This window comes from Sphingomonas astragali, from assembly GCF_051400615.1.
GTDB lineage: Bacteria > Pseudomonadota > Alphaproteobacteria > Sphingomonadales > Sphingomonadaceae > Sphingomonas.
In genome coordinates, this window is the sequence record NZ_JBLFFH010000001.1 from 384,787 (window position 1) to 398,468 (window position 13,682).

Consider the following 13,682-nt stretch of genomic DNA (forward strand, 5'->3'; position numbering starts at 1 on the left):
CAGATCATCGTCCGCAGGAGCCCTCCATGTCCGACATCGTCATCGCCGCCGCCAAGCGCACGCCGGTCGGCGCGTTCCTCGGCGCCTTCGCCGCCACGCCGGCGCACGAGCTCGGCCGCGTCGCGATCGAGGCGGCGCTGCAGCAGGCCGGCGTCGCCGGACAGGACGTGGACGAGGTGATCCTGGGCCAGGTTCTCACTGCCGCCCAGGGCCAGAACCCGGCGCGCCAGGCGTCGATGGCGGCGGGCATCCCCAAGGAAGTGCCCGCCTGGGGCGTCAACCAGGTGTGCGGATCGGGCCTGCGCGCCGTCGCGCTCGCCTTCCAGTCGATCGCCAACGGCGACGCCAGGATCATCGTCGCGGGCGGGCAGGAATCGATGTCGCTCTCGCCGCACGCCCAGTCGCTCCGCCCCGGCACCAAGATGGGCGACCTCAGCCTCGTCGACACGATGATCAAGGACGGCCTCACCGACGTCTTCAACGGCTATCACATGGGCGTCACCGCCGAAAACCTGGCGGCCGAGTACCAGATCACCCGCGAGAACCAGGACGAATTCGCGGTGCGATCCCAGAACCTCGCCGAGAAGGCGCGCGACGCGGGCCGCTTCAGGGACGAGATCGCCGCGGTGACGGTCAAGGGCCGCAAGGGCGACACCGTCGTCGACGCCGACGAATATATCCGCTCGGGCGCGACGCTGGAGAGCGTGTCGAGCCTGCGTCCCGCGTTCAAGAAGGACGGCACCGTCACCGCCGCCAATGCGAGCGGCCTCAACGACGGCGCCGCCGCGCTGGTGGTGATGAGCGCCGATGAAGCGGAGAAGCGCGGCATCACCCCGCTCGCCCGCATCAGGAGCTGGGCCTCGGCCGGCGTCGATCCGTCGGTCATGGGGATCGGTCCGGTACCCGCTTCCAGAAAGGCGCTGGAGAAGGCCGGCTGGACGATCGCCGATCTCGACCTCGTCGAGGCCAACGAGGCCTTCGCCGCCCAGGCGCTGGCGGTCGGCAAGGAGCTCGGCTGGGACGCCGAACGCGTCAACGTCAACGGCGGCGCGATCGCGATCGGCCATCCGATCGGCGCGTCGGGCGCACGCGTGCTGACGACGCTGCTCTACGAGATGCAGAAGCGCGATGCGAAGAAAGGGCTGGCGACGCTGTGCATCGGCGGCGGCATGGGCATCGCGATGTGCGTGGAGCGAGGGTGATCCTGGCCGCCCGGCAGCCGCCGTTCGACTTCTATGATCCGATCGTGTCGGGTTTAAGGCCAACGACAAGTTCCGCTTCTATGCAGGCGTCGACAATGTCTCGAACGAGTTGCCACCTTACGACCTGACCGGCACCGAAAATCCTTCGGCGACCGGCCAGAGCGGCGCCGTCTATCCGGATACCGACCGTTTCTTCTACGCCGGCGCCGAAATATCCTTGAAGCGTCGAACGATCGACTGAATATCGGGCCGCCCACCTGGGCGGCCTTTCTTATCGCCACACCCGCTCGAATCGGCGGCCAAGCCCCGTCAGCAGCTCATATTGCGACATGCCCGAAGCCTCGGCCGCTGCGGACAACGCATAATCGATTGCAACCCAATCGCCTTCCGCGAGGTCTGGCGCCGTATCGACGTCCAGCGCGGCAAGGTCCATCGACACCCGCCCGAGCACCGGCAGCTGCCTGCCACCCGCCCGCGCGCTGCCGCTGCCGGAGAAGCCGCGCCAATAACCGTCGGCATAGCCGAGGTTGATCACCGCCACCTCTGTCACCGCCGGTGCGGTCCAAATGGCATTATAGCCGACGGTGCCGCCCGCCGGCACGCGGCGGCGCTGGAGGATCTGCGCCTCGGGGAACACCACCTGCCGGACTCCGCTCAGCTCCGCCCGCGGCACGCCGCCGTAGAGCGCCAGCCCGGGCCGCGTCAGGTCGAACGCATAGTCGGCGCCGAGTGCGATCCCGGCGGAGTTGGCGAGGCTCAGCCGCCGTGCATTCGTGCGGCTCTTGAGTCCGGCCAGCGCGTCGCGTTGCCGGGCGTTCATCGGCGAATCCTCGTCGGCGCAGGCGAGATGGCTCATCAGCACGTCGATGGCGAGGCCGTCGAGCAGTCCGCCCGTCACCTCCTCCACCGACAGGCCGAGCCGGTTCATGCCGGTGTCGACCATCACGTCGCACATGCCTCCGCCGCCCTCGCGCCAGCGCTGCACCTGTTCGGCGGTGTTGAGCACCGGCCGCGTGTTGGGCAGTCCGGCGAGCGCCATGTCCTCGGCGCGGACGCCGTGGAGCACGGCGATCGACACTTCCTGCCCCGCCAGCGCCAGCGCCTCGGCCCAGGTCGCCACGAAGAAATCGCGGCACCCGGCTTCCGCCAGCCGCACCACCACCTCCGCCGCGCCGAGGCCATAGCCGTCCGCCTTCACCGCAGCGCCGCACGCCGCGCCGCCGCTCATCCGGGCGAGCAGCCGCCAGTTGTGGACCAGCGCGGAACCGTCGAGGATCAGGCGATGCGGGGCGGAGGGAGTCATACGGGCCGGTTAGCGGCCCCGCCGCGCGGACGCTACTCCTTGATCAGGTCGCGCTCGCGCAGGAACACGATCACCACGGCCAGCGACATCGCCACCACGCTCCAGGTGTACCACAGCCCCGCGAAGGGATCGCCGGTCCGGGCGACGATATACTGGCTGATCAGCGGCAGGAATCCGCCGAAATAGCCGGTGCCGATATGATAGGGGATCGACATCGAGCTGTAGCGGATGCGCGGCGGGAACAGCTCGGTCAGCAGCGCCGCGACCGGCCCATAGGTCGCCCCGGACAATGCCGCGAGCAGGAAGATCGCGACCAGGATGCGCACGATGTTGCCGGGCGAAGGCACCACTTTCTCGAGCCGATAGCCGGCCCCGACGAGCGCGGCGTCGATCGCGGCGGGGGAATGTTCGGCCACCGGCACGCCGCCGACCGTCACCGCCACCGCCGGCGCCTCGGCGGTGGTGTAGGCGATGCCCTTCTTCGACAGATAATCGAGCAGCTGGCCGCATTCGTCCTTCTGCCTCGCCACGAAGGGATCATAGCGGCACCGGGGTCCCGCCACGATCACCGGCGCCTCGCGCGCCGCGTGGGCGAGGTTCGGATTGGCGGCGGCGCCCATGTACCAGAAGATCGGGAACAGCAGCACCAGCGTCGCGACATAGCCGATCACGATCGGCTGCCGCCGCCCGACCCGATCGGACAGCCGCCCGGCGAGAAGGAACCAGATCAGCCCCATCACCGCGCCGACGCCGGTGATGAGCTGCGCGGTGGTCTCCTCGACCCGCATCGTCGTCTGGAGGAAGGAAAGCGTGGTGAACAGCGCGGTGTACCAGATCACCGTCAGCCCCGCGGCGATGCCGAACAGCGCGACGAACAGCCGCCGGCCGTTGCCGGGATAGGTGAAGCTCTCGACGAACGGATTGCGCGCGGTCTCGCCCGCATCCTTGATCGCCTGGAATACGGGGCTTTCGGAGAGCTTGAGGCGCATCCAGAGCGACACCGCCAGCAGCACGATCGAGAACAGGAACGGCACGCGCCAGCCCCACGCCTGCCACACCGCATCGGACATCGTCAGCTTGGCGGTCAGCACTACGGCGAGGCTCAGGATGAAGCCGCCGCTGACGCTCGCCTGGATGAAGCTGGTGAAGAAGCCGCGCCGGCCGGGCGGCGAATGCTCGGCGACGTAGATCGCCGCGCCGCCATATTCGCCGCCGAGCGCGAGGCCCTGTGCGACGCGGAGCAGCAGCACGAGCAGCGGCGCCGCCATGCCGATCGCCGCGGCGGAGGGCACGAGGCCGACGCCCGCAGTGGCGATGCCCATCAGCGTGATGGTGACGAGAAAGGTGTATTTGCGCCCGAGCCTGTCGCCCAGATAGCCGAACAGCACCGCCCCCAGCGGCCGGAAGCCGAAGCCGACCGCGAACCCCGCCCAGGCGAGCAGCGTCTGCACCATCTCGCTGCCGGCGGGAAAGAAGGTCCGCCCGATGATCCCGGACGCGGCGAGCGTGCCATAGATGAAGAAATCATACCATTCGAACACGGTGCCGAGCGACGAGGCCGAGATCACCAGCCGCATGTCCTTCGCGCTCGGCTCGCCCGTGGACGCCGTGTCGGAGGTCGTCGCCATCATCCCCTCCGTTGCCCCAGACGGCCGGCGCCAAAGTGAAGGGAGTCACGCTTCATTCGTTCACTTTGCTCCACTTTGCCCGCGGCTGCGTCCGGCAGCCGTCGGCGGAACCAAGCAAAGCAAATCCTATTAGGAAAGCGATTTCTTCGTTCTCTCAACTCCTCCCCGGCACGGGGAGGAGCGTGAAGCTACGCCGCCATCCGTTCCCGCGCCGCCAGCACGGCGGCGAAATTGGCCTCGGCCCATTCGACCAGCGCGAGCAGCGGTCCCGCGAAGCTCTCCCCGAGCGCGGTCAGCGAATAGGTGACGCTGGGCGGCACGGTCGGCTGGACGTCGCGGTGGACAAGCCCATCGGTCTCGAGCGTGCGCAGCGTCTGGGTCAGCATCCGCTTCGAGATGTCGGGCACGGCGCGGGCGAGCGCGCTGAACCGCTTCGGCCCGCCCGCCAGCGTGCAGAGCAACAGCATCGACCAGCGATCGCCGATCCTGTCGAGCAGGCTGCGTACCGGACACCGGGTCTCGTCGAACCCCGTCGCCAGCCATTGCTCGAACTTCGCGCCCAGCGCCTCATGCGCGTCCATCGGGTATCTCCACGGTAACCAGGTGACGGGCAAGTGCCGTCTTCCATTGCCGATTTATGGTCTCTATCTGAGACCAAGTCAACGAAACGAGACCGGAGAACGCCATGACCGCCAATCCCCGCTACTTCGTCACCGGAGCGAGCGGCCAACTCGGCCAGCTCGTCGTCGCTGCCCTCGCCCGCCGTGCCGGGCCGGCGGCGGTGGCGGCAATCGTCCGCGATCCCGGCCGCGCCGCCACGCTCTTTCCTGAAGGGGTGACGATCCGCCAGGGCGACTATGAGCGGCCGGAGACGCTCGACGCGGCGTTCGCCGGTGCCGGGCAGCTGCTGCTGATCTCGTCCAACGCCGTCGGTCAGCGCGTCGCGCAGCATCGTAACGCGATCGACGCGGCGAAGCGCGCCGGCGTCGCGCGGATCGCCTACACCAGCGTGCTGCGCGCCGACGTCTCGAAGCTGGGCCTTGCCGAGGAGCATCGCCGGACCGAGGCGCTGATCGCGGCGAGCGGCCTTCCCTACACCCTGCTGCGCAACGGCTGGTATACGGAGAACTACACGGCCTCGATCCCCGCCGCGCTCGCGCACGACGCGGTGATCGGCAGCGCGAGGGACGGCCGGATCGCGGCCGCCGCACGGGCCGACTATGCCGAGGCCGCGGCGGCCGCGCTGCTCGACGAGAGTGCGCCGTCCGCTGCGATCCATGAGCTCGCCGGTGATCAACCCTTCACGATGGCCGAGTTCGCTGCCGAGCTGTCGCGCCACGCCGGCCGGGAGATTCCCTATGTCGACATGCCGGAGACGGAGTATCGCGCGACACTCGTCGCCGCGGGGCTTCCCGAACCCTATGCCGCGCTGATCGCGGACTCGAGCGCCGCCACGGCCGGCGGCGCCCTGTTCGACGACGGGCACGAGCTTTCGCGCCTGATCGGCCGGCCGACGACACCGCTCGCCGCTACGATCGCCGAAGCGCTCGGAGGGTAACTAAACCCCTCTCCCATTGGGAGAGGGAGGGGCCCGCTCGGCGCAGCCGAATGGGAGGGTGAGGGGGACCTCGTTGGCCGCAGTCACCCTCACCCTCCCGCCGCTTCGCGGCTCCTTCGCTCTCCCAGAGGGAGAGGGACAATGGTTAATCCAAATTCGGCCTCAGCCAGCGTGTCGCCTGCTCGACGCTCACGCCGCGCCGAGCCGCATAGTCCTCGAGCTGATCCTGGCCGATCCGCGCGACGCCGAAATATTCCGCCTGCGGGTGCCCGAAGTAGAAGCCCGAAACCGCCGCGGTCGGCAGCATCGCGAAGCTCTCGGTCAGGCTGATGCCGGTCGCGTGGTGCGCGTCGAGCATGTTGAACAGCAGCGGCTTGAGGCTGTGCTCGGGGCAGGCGGGATAACCCGGTGCCGGGCGGATGCCGCGGTACTGCTCTCGGATCAACGCCTCGTTGGTGAGCTGCTCGCCCTCCGCATAGCCCCAGAGCGTCGTGCGGACGTGCTGGTGCAGCCGCTCGGCGAACGCCTCGGCGAAGCGGTCGGCGAGCGCTTTCAGCAGGATGTCCGAATAATCGTCGATCGCCGCCTTGAAGCGCGCGAGATGCGGCTCGATGCCGTGGATCGAGACGGCGAAGCCGCCGATCCAGTCGCCCTCGCGGTCGACGAAGTCGGCGAGGCACATGTTCGCCCGCCCCTCCCGCTTGGCGATCTGCTGGCGGAGGAACGGCAGGCGGACGAGATTGTCGCTCTCGATCAGGCCGAGATGGTCGAGCGACTTCAGTTCCTCCGGCGTCCACACGCCTTCGGGATCGACGAACACGTCGTCGCCGTGACGCACGCACGGCCACAGCCCGACGACGCCACGCGCGGTCAGCCATTTCTCGGCGACGATGCGGTCGAGCATCCTCTGCGCGTCGGCGAACAGGCTGCGCGCGCTTTCGCCCACCAGCTTGTCGTCGAGGATCGCGGGATAGACCCCGGCCAGCTCCCATGCGCGGAAGAACGGCGTCCAGTCGATGCATTCGCGCAGGTCCGCGAGGTCCCAGTCGGGGAAGACATGGATGCCGGGCCGCCTGGGCTTGCCGGGCTTGAGGCTCATGTCGGCCGGGAAGGCGTTGTCGCGCGCCCTGGCGATCGGCAGCAGCTCATTCTGTCCCTTGCCCTCGCGGGCAGCGCGGACGGCGGCATAGTCGGCGGCGACCTTGACGACATAGTCGTCGCGCTGGGTGTCGCTGACCAGCGTGGTGGCGACGCCGACCGCGCGGCTGGCGTCGAGCACATGCACCACCGGCCCGTCATAGGCCGGCGCGATGCGGAGCGCGGTGTGGACCTTCGACGTGGTCGCGCCGCCGATCAGCAGCGGCATCGTCATCTTCGCGCGCGTCATCTCCTCGGCCACCGTCACCATCTCGTCGAGCGAGGGCGTGATGAGGCCGCTGAGGCCGATCATGTCGGCGTCGTTCTCGTTGGCGGCCTCCAGGATCCGCGACCAAGGCACCATCACGCCGAGGTCCACCACCTCGAAGCCGTTGCACTGGAGCACGACGCCGACGATGTTCTTGCCGATGTCGTGGACGTCGCCCTTGACCGTGGCCATGACGACCTTGCCCTTGCCCTTGGCGCCCTCCTCCTTCGCGGCCTCGATGAAGGGGAGCAGGTGGGCGACCGCCTTCTTCATCACGCGCGCCGACTTCACCACCTGCGGCAGGAACATCTTGCCCGAGCCGAACAGGTCGCCGACCACGTTCATGCCGTCCATCAGCGGGCCCTCGATCACCTCGATCGGCCGGGCGAAGGCCAGCCGCGCCTCCTCGGTGTCGTCGACGATGTGCGCGTCGATGCCCTTGACCAGCGCGTGCTCGAGCCGCTTGGCGACGTCCCAGCTGCGCCATTCCTCGGCCGCCTTCTCGGCCGCGGCGTCGGTGCCGCGGAACTTCTCGGCGAGCGCGACCAGCCGCTCGCCGGCCTCGGGATCGCGGTTGAGGATCACGTCCTCGCAGGCGGTGCGCAGCTCCGGGTCGATCGTATCATAGACGTCGAGCTGGCCGGCGTTGACGATCGCCATGTCCATGCCGGCGGGAATGGCATGGTAGAGGAACACCGAGTGCATCGCGCGGCGCACCGGCTCGTTGCCGCGGAAGCTGAACGAGAGGTTCGACAGGCCGCCGGAGATGTGGACGTGCGGGCAGCGTTGCTTGATCTCGCGCGTCGCCTCGATGAAATCGACGGCGTAGTTGTTGTGCTCCTCGATGCCCGTCGCCACCGCGAAGACGTTGGGGTCGAAGATGATGTCCTCGGGCGGGAAGCCGATGCCGGTCAGCAGCTTGTAGGCGCGCTCGCAGATCTCGACCTTGCGGGCCTGGGTGTCCGCCTGCCCGACCTCGTCGAAGGCCATGACGACGACCGCGGCGCCATAGGCCATGCATTTGCGGGCATGGTCGAGGAACGGCGCCTCGCCTTCCTTCATGCTGATCGAATTGACGATCGGCTTGCCGGAGACGCACTTGAGCCCGGCCTCGATCACCTCCCATTTCGAGCTGTCGATCATCACCGGCACGCGCGCGATGTCGGGCTCGGCGGCGATCAGCTTGAGGAAGGTCGTCATCGCCTCGACGGCGTCGAGCAGGCCCTCGTCCATGTTGACGTCGATCACCTGCGCGCCGTTCTCGACCTGCTGGCGCGCGACATCGACCGCCCTGGCATAGTCGCCGGCGAGGATCAGCTTCTTGAACGCGGCGGAGCCGGTGACGTTGGTGCGCTCGCCGACGTTGACGAAATTGGTGGAGGATGGGGTGGTCATTGCGTTCTCTGATCCTCCCCGCTTGCGGGAAGGGGGACCGCTCGTAGAGCGGTGGAGGGGGCTCTCCGCTTCGCTGATCACTGGTGGAGAGCCCCCTCCACCAGCCTACGGCTGGTCCCCTCCCCGCAAGCGGGGAGGAGCGGGTCACGCCGCCATCGTGAACGGCTCCAGCCCCGCCAGCCGCGTGCGCACCTCGGGCGTCGGGATCGTGCGGGGCGGCAATGCTTTCACCGCCTCGGCGATCGCCTTGATATGCGCCGGGGTCGAGCCGCAGCAGCCGCCGAGGATGTTGACCTGGCCCTGGTCCGCCCATTCGCTGACCAGCGCCGCCGTCGTCTCGGGCAACTCGTCATACTGGCCGAGCTCGTTGGGCAGGCCGGCGTTCGGATAGGCCATGATCAGCGTGTCGGCGATGCCGGCCAGCGTCTTCACATGCGGGCGGAGCTGCTCCGCACCGAACGAGCAGTTGAGGCCGATCGTCAGCGGCCTGGCGTGTCGGACGGCGTGCCAGAACGCCTCGACCGTGTGACCGGAGAGGTTGCGCCCGGACAGGTCGGTCAGCGTCATCGACAGCATGATCGGCAGGTCGCGGCCGAGCGCCCCGGCGGCCTCGATCGCCGCCATCACCCCGGCCTTGGCGTTGAGCGTGTCGAACACGGTCTCGATCAGGATGAAGTCGGCCCCGCCCTCGACCAGCGCGTCGATCTGCTCGCGGTAGACGTCCTTCAGGTAATCGAAGTCGATCTCGCGATAGCCGGGATCGTTGACGTCCGGGCTTAGCGACAGCGTCTTGTTGGTCGGTCCGATCGCTCCGGCGACGAAGCGCAGGCGACCGTCCTTGCCCTCGAACTCGTCCGCGACCCGCCGGGCGAGCCTCGCGCTCTCCAGGTTGATCTCGCGCACGAGATGCTCGGCGCCGTAATCGGCCTGGCTGATGCGGTTGGCCGAGAAGGTGTTGGTCTCGGCAATGTCGGCGCCTGCCTCGAAATAGGCGCGATGGATCGCCTCCGGCACCTCGGGTCTGGTCAGCGCGAGGATGTCGTTGTTGCCCTTCTGGTCGTGCGTCAGGCCGAGCGTGCCCGCGTAATCGGCCTCCGACAGCTTCCAGCCCTGGATCTCGGTGCCGAACGCGCCGTCGGTGATCAGGATGCGCTTGGCGGCCTCGGCCAGCAGTTTCTCGCGTGCAGTCATCATTCCGTCCTCATAAAGGGAGGGGCTTACCTGCATCACGCCGCCGCCTCCCGCGCCTTGCCCTGCGGCCTGAGGCCCAGCAGGTGGCAGATCGCGTAGCTGAGCTCGGCGCGGTTGAGCGTGTAGAAGTGGAAGTTGCGCACGCCGCCCGCATAGAGCCGGCGGCACAGCTCGGCCGCAATCGTCGCGGCGACGAGCTGGCGCGCGCCGGGATGATCGTCGAGCCCCTCGAACAGCCGCGCCATCCAGGACGGCACCGCCGTGCCGCACATCCCCGCCATGCGCTGGATGCTGGCGAAATTGGTGACCGGCATGATCCCCGGCACGATCTCCGCGGTGATCCCCGCCGCCGCGACGGCGTCGCGGTAGCGCAGATACGTCTCCGCCTCGAAGAAGAACTGGGTGATCGCCCGCGTCGCGCCCGCGTCGAGCTTGCGCTTCAGATTGTCGAGGTCGGCCACGGGATCGGGCGAGTCCGGATGGCATTCGGGATAGGCCGCGACCGAGATCTCGAACGGGTGCAGCTTCCTGAGGCCCGCGACCAGCGCCGCCGCATTCTCGTACCCGCCCGCCGGCGGAGCGAACTTGGCCCCGGCCACCGGCGGATCGCCGCGCAACGCGACGATGTGCCGCACGCCGGCCGCCCAATATTCCTCGGCGACCGCATCGATCTGCTCGCGCGTCGCCTCGACGCAGGTGAGGTGCGCCGCCGCCGCCAGCGACGTCTCGCGCTCGATCCGCGCGACCGTCGCATGGGTGCGCTCGCGGGTCGTGCCGCCCGCGCCGTAGGTCACCGAAACGAAGCGAGGACCGAGCGGCTCGAGCGTCTTGATCGACTCCCACAGCGTCTCCTCCATCTTCTCCGTCTTGGGCGGGAAGAATTCGAACGACACGCCGATGTCGCCGGCGAGGTCGGCATAGAGCGGCCCTGCCGTCGCGCAGCGTGCCTCTTCGTCTCCGCTCATGCCGCCTTCACCTCCTTAGTATCCGTACCCGTCTTGCGTGCCAGCCAGAGCTTCACCGTCAGCTCGCCGCCTTCCAGCGTCTCGACCTGGACCGGCGCCAGCCCCGCGCCCTCGAACCAGCCGAGCATCTGCTCGTCCGAGAAACCGAGCCGGGTATGCCCCTCGCGGCTGCGCAGCTCCTCGCGGTCGTGCGGCGCGAAATCGGCGATCAGCAGGCGTCCGCCGGGCGCGAGCACCCGCGCCGCCTCGCCGATCGCCGCGCCCGGCTGCTGCGCGAAATGGAGAACGTGGTGGATGATCGCGAGGTCCGCCGCGTCGTCCGCCATCGGCAGCGCGTAGAGGTCGGCCTGGCGCAGCTCGGTATTGGCCGCGCCGGCGAGCTTGGCCCGGGCCAGCCGCAGCATCTCCGACGAGCGGTCGATGCCGAGCGCCGTCTCCGCCCGGGGCGCGAACAGCTCCAGCATCCGCCCGGTGCCGGTGCCGATGTCGATCAGCCGGCCGAGCTGGGCATCGCCGAGCACGCCGGCCATCGCCGCCTCGACCTCGCTCTCCGCGACATGGAACGATCGGATCGCGTCCCATTCGCCGGCATGTCCCTCGAACCATTCCGCCGCCGCCGCCGCGCGATCGGCGCGCACCGCCGCCAGCCGCGCGCTGTCCGCCACCGCCCAATGATCGGGCGTCGCCCTGTTCCATTCGTCGAGCGCCGCCAGCACCGGCCCGACCCGATCGGCCCTGCCCAGCGCGACGAACACCCAGCTTCCTTCCTTGCGCCGCTCGGCGAGCCCGGCGTCGCACAGGATCTTGACATGGCGGCTGACGCGCGGCTGGCTCTGCCCCAGCACCTGTGCGAGCTCGCCGACCGACAGCTCCATCGTGCGCAGCAGCGCCAGGATGCGCAGCCGCGTCCCGTCGGCTAGCGCGCGGAAGATGTCGAGCACCATGGTCATAGCCATATAGATATAAAGATATCTTTATATGAGGTCAACGCAGCCATTTGCACGATCGAATTGCGGCGGGTTGCGGCACCGGCTGGCCTCGGTTAGCGTTCACGCCCCAACCCAAGGGGGAGAAGACATGACCAAGCGCCATTTCCTGCCGCTCGCCGTCGCCGTGGCGGCCGTCGGCCTCGCCGCCTGTTCGGACAACAGCCAGACCGCGGTCGGCAATGCCGCCGATGCGGTCGCCGCCGACGCCAATGCCACGTTCGGCGAAGCGGTCAACGACGTCGACGCCGCCGCGGACCAGGCGTTCGGCGCGGCCGAGAACGCGACCGATCACGCCGCCAACCTGACCGATCAGGCCGCCGATGCGGCCGGCAACGCGCTCCACGCCGCCGGCAACGAGATCGCGCACTGATCCGGCCATTGATCGCGGTCGCTCCGCTGCTGCTGCTCACCGGCTGCGGCGGCGGAGACGATCAGAGGGCTCCCGGCCAGCTCACGGCCGACCAGGAGCAGGAGCTCAACGAGGCTGCGGCCGCGCTCGATGCCAATCAGGCGGCCGCCGCCAACATCGCGCCGGAGGACCTCGACTGATGCAGCTGCGCCGTCTGGGAGCCACCGACCTCGACATCGCGCCGTTGGTGCTCGGCGGCAACGTGTTCGGCTGGACCGCGGACGAGAAGGCGAGCTTCGCCGTGCTCGATGCCTTCGTCGACGCGGGCGGCACGATGATCGATACCGCCGACGTCTATTCGGCCTGGGTGCCGGGGCATCGCGGCGGTGAATCCGAGAGCATGATCGGCGCCTGGCTCAAGGCCTCGGGCAAGCGCGGCAAGGTTCAGATCGCGACCAAGGTCGGGATGCTCCCGGGCGAAGGCGGCGAGAAGCTCGCGCCCGCGCGCATCGCCGCCGCCTGCGACGCTTCGCTCAAGCGGCTGGGAGTCGAGCGCATCGACCTCTATTATGCGCATCAGGACGACGAGGGCGTGCCGCAGGAGGATGTGCTGGAGGCATTCGGCCGGCTCGCCGACGCCGGCAAGATCCATGTGCTCGGCGCCTCCAATTTCCACGCCGCGCGCCTCAAGTCGGCGAACGAGACGGCGGCGGCGAAGGACCTGCCGCGCTATCGCGTGCTCCAGCCCGAATACAACCTCGTCAGCCGCCATCGCTTCGAGGGCGAGCTCCAGGATTATTGCGTCGAGCACAATATCGGCGTGCTGCCCTATTACGGGCTCGCGTCGGGCTTCCTCACCGGCAAGTACCGCAGCGAGGCCGATCTCGGCAAAAGCCCGCGCGGCGGCCGCATGGGCGAGCTGGTCAGGACCAAGGCCGGCGTGCTGGCGGCGATGGATCAGGTGGCGGAGGAGACCGGCGCCACGCTCGCCCAGATCGCGCTCGCCTGGCTGATGGCGCAGCCCGGCGTCACCGCCCCGATCGCCAGCGCGACCAGCGTCGACCAGCTCCGCGAGCTGGTGGGCGCGTGGGAGGTGGCGCTTACCACCGACCAGCTCAACCGGCTGACCGCCGCGGGAGCCTGATCATCCTTCGCCACCCGGACGTGTTTCCGGGGTGGCCGAAGTGATCTGGCGGCCCGGGCTCACAGGTGCCCCGTCACGTCGGGCTTGTCCCACCAGGCGTTGTCGCGTCCGTTGAAGAATGCCACCGGCACCGCCGCCAGCTCCTCGTCGCTCGCATCGTCGAGGCAGTTGATGCTGATCGAGATGAAGTCGCCGCCGATCTCCTCGACATAGCCGTCGCCGAACGGTGCCGCGCCGCAGGTGCTGCAGAAATAATGGTGCCCGAACTTGTTGCCGAACTGATAGTCGGTGAGCGCATCGGCGCCGGCACACAGCCGGAACTGCTCGGGCTTGATGTTCACGCCCCATTTGCGCCGCTTCATGCAGATCGAGCAGTTGCACTTGCCGGTCCCCGCCGACAGGTCGATGTCCGCCTCGAAGCGCACGGCGCCGCAATGGCAGCTGCCGTGATAGGTCTTGAGCATCGTCGCCTCCCTTGATCGCTGACTTGATCGCGGTGGTCACCTACTGCCATGCTGCTGCCAGCATGTTGTCAGCATAGTGCCATTATGGG

The 13,682-nt window shown here is 68.7% G+C and carries 13 protein-coding genes; 5 read left to right on the top strand and 8 right to left on the bottom strand.

The genetic code is table 11. From position 1 onward, the window contains the following. Positions 1 to 26 precede the first annotated feature (26 nt). On the top strand, positions 27 to 1,202 hold the full coding sequence (locus ACMGER_RS01960) for an acetyl-CoA C-acetyltransferase (protein ID WP_436810444.1): 1,176 nt from the start codon (positions 27 to 29) through the stop codon (positions 1,200 to 1,202). Positions 1,203 to 1,473: 271 nt separating this feature from the next. On the opposite strand, the gene ACMGER_RS01965 is transcribed toward ACMGER_RS01960, so the two are convergent. The 3 genes from ACMGER_RS01965 to ACMGER_RS01975 all read right to left on the bottom strand — a co-directional run bounded on the left by ACMGER_RS01965 (position 1,474) and on the right by ACMGER_RS01975 (position 4,714). Beyond that, positions 1,474 to 2,505 (bottom strand): alanine racemase, encoded by a 1,032-nt coding sequence (locus ACMGER_RS01965; RefSeq protein ID WP_436810445.1) that lies wholly within the window; start codon positions 2,503 to 2,505, stop codon positions 1,474 to 1,476. 32 nt (positions 2,506 to 2,537) lie between these two features. Continuing rightward, positions 2,538 to 4,136, bottom strand: a complete 1,599-nt coding sequence (locus ACMGER_RS01970; RefSeq protein WP_436810446.1) for an MFS transporter — start codon at positions 4,134 to 4,136, stop codon at positions 2,538 to 2,540. A 185-nt stretch (positions 4,137 to 4,321) separates the two neighbouring features. Further along, entirely contained in the window at positions 4,322 to 4,714 is a 393-nt protein-coding gene (locus tag ACMGER_RS01975) for a winged helix-turn-helix transcriptional regulator (protein WP_436810447.1), read from the bottom strand. A gap of 104 nt (positions 4,715 to 4,818) precedes the next feature. Here ACMGER_RS01975 and ACMGER_RS01980 point away from each other — a divergent pair, with 104 nt between their 5' ends. Next, entirely contained in the window at positions 4,819 to 5,691 is an 873-nt protein-coding gene (locus ACMGER_RS01980) for an NAD(P)H-binding protein (RefSeq protein ID WP_436810448.1), read from the top strand. Between the two features lie 145 nt (positions 5,692 to 5,836). Here the strand turns inward: ACMGER_RS01980 and metH are convergent, their stop codons facing one another. The 4 genes from metH to ACMGER_RS02000 all read right to left on the bottom strand — a co-directional run bounded on the left by metH (position 5,837) and on the right by ACMGER_RS02000 (position 11,597). Further along, positions 5,837 to 8,491: a methionine synthase gene (gene metH, locus ACMGER_RS01985; protein WP_436810449.1), complete on the bottom strand. Its 2,655-nt coding sequence runs from the start codon at positions 8,489 to 8,491 to the stop codon at positions 5,837 to 5,839. A 144-nt stretch (positions 8,492 to 8,635) separates the two neighbouring features. Continuing rightward, the gene (locus ACMGER_RS01990; RefSeq protein WP_436810450.1) at positions 8,636 to 9,682 is read right to left on the bottom strand and encodes a homocysteine S-methyltransferase family protein; all 1,047 of its coding nucleotides are present in this window, start codon (positions 9,680 to 9,682) and stop codon (positions 8,636 to 8,638) included. A gap of 35 nt (positions 9,683 to 9,717) precedes the next feature. Next, positions 9,718 to 10,647: a methylenetetrahydrofolate reductase gene (gene metF, locus ACMGER_RS01995; RefSeq protein WP_436810451.1), complete on the bottom strand. Its 930-nt coding sequence runs from the start codon at positions 10,645 to 10,647 to the stop codon at positions 9,718 to 9,720. After that, positions 10,644 to 11,597, bottom strand: coding sequence for an ArsR/SmtB family transcription factor (locus ACMGER_RS02000; protein WP_436811644.1), 954 nt, complete (start codon positions 11,595 to 11,597; stop codon positions 10,644 to 10,646). The genes metF and ACMGER_RS02000 overlap by 4 nt, the downstream gene beginning before the upstream one ends. A 127-nt stretch (positions 11,598 to 11,724) precedes the next feature. On the opposite strand from ACMGER_RS02000, the gene ACMGER_RS02005 reads away from it, so the two are divergent. From ACMGER_RS02005 to ACMGER_RS02015, 3 genes are read left to right on the top strand one after another with little or no spacing between them, the layout of a single operon-like run. Further along, on the top strand, positions 11,725 to 12,006 hold the full coding sequence (locus tag ACMGER_RS02005; RefSeq protein ID WP_436810452.1) for a hypothetical protein: 282 nt from the start codon (positions 11,725 to 11,727) through the stop codon (positions 12,004 to 12,006). Positions 12,007 to 12,014: 8 nt separating this feature from the next. Further along, entirely contained in the window at positions 12,015 to 12,185 is a 171-nt protein-coding gene (locus ACMGER_RS02010) for a hypothetical protein (RefSeq protein WP_436811708.1), read from the top strand. Further along, entirely contained in the window at positions 12,182 to 13,129 is a 948-nt protein-coding gene (locus tag ACMGER_RS02015) for an aldo/keto reductase (protein WP_436811645.1), read from the top strand. The genes ACMGER_RS02010 and ACMGER_RS02015 overlap by 4 nt, the downstream gene beginning before the upstream one ends. A gap of 59 nt (positions 13,130 to 13,188) precedes the next feature. Here the strand turns inward: ACMGER_RS02015 and ACMGER_RS02020 are convergent, their stop codons facing one another. Further along, on the bottom strand, positions 13,189 to 13,593 hold the full coding sequence (locus tag ACMGER_RS02020) for a GFA family protein (protein WP_436810453.1): 405 nt from the start codon (positions 13,591 to 13,593) through the stop codon (positions 13,189 to 13,191). Positions 13,594 to 13,682 lie beyond the last annotated feature (89 nt).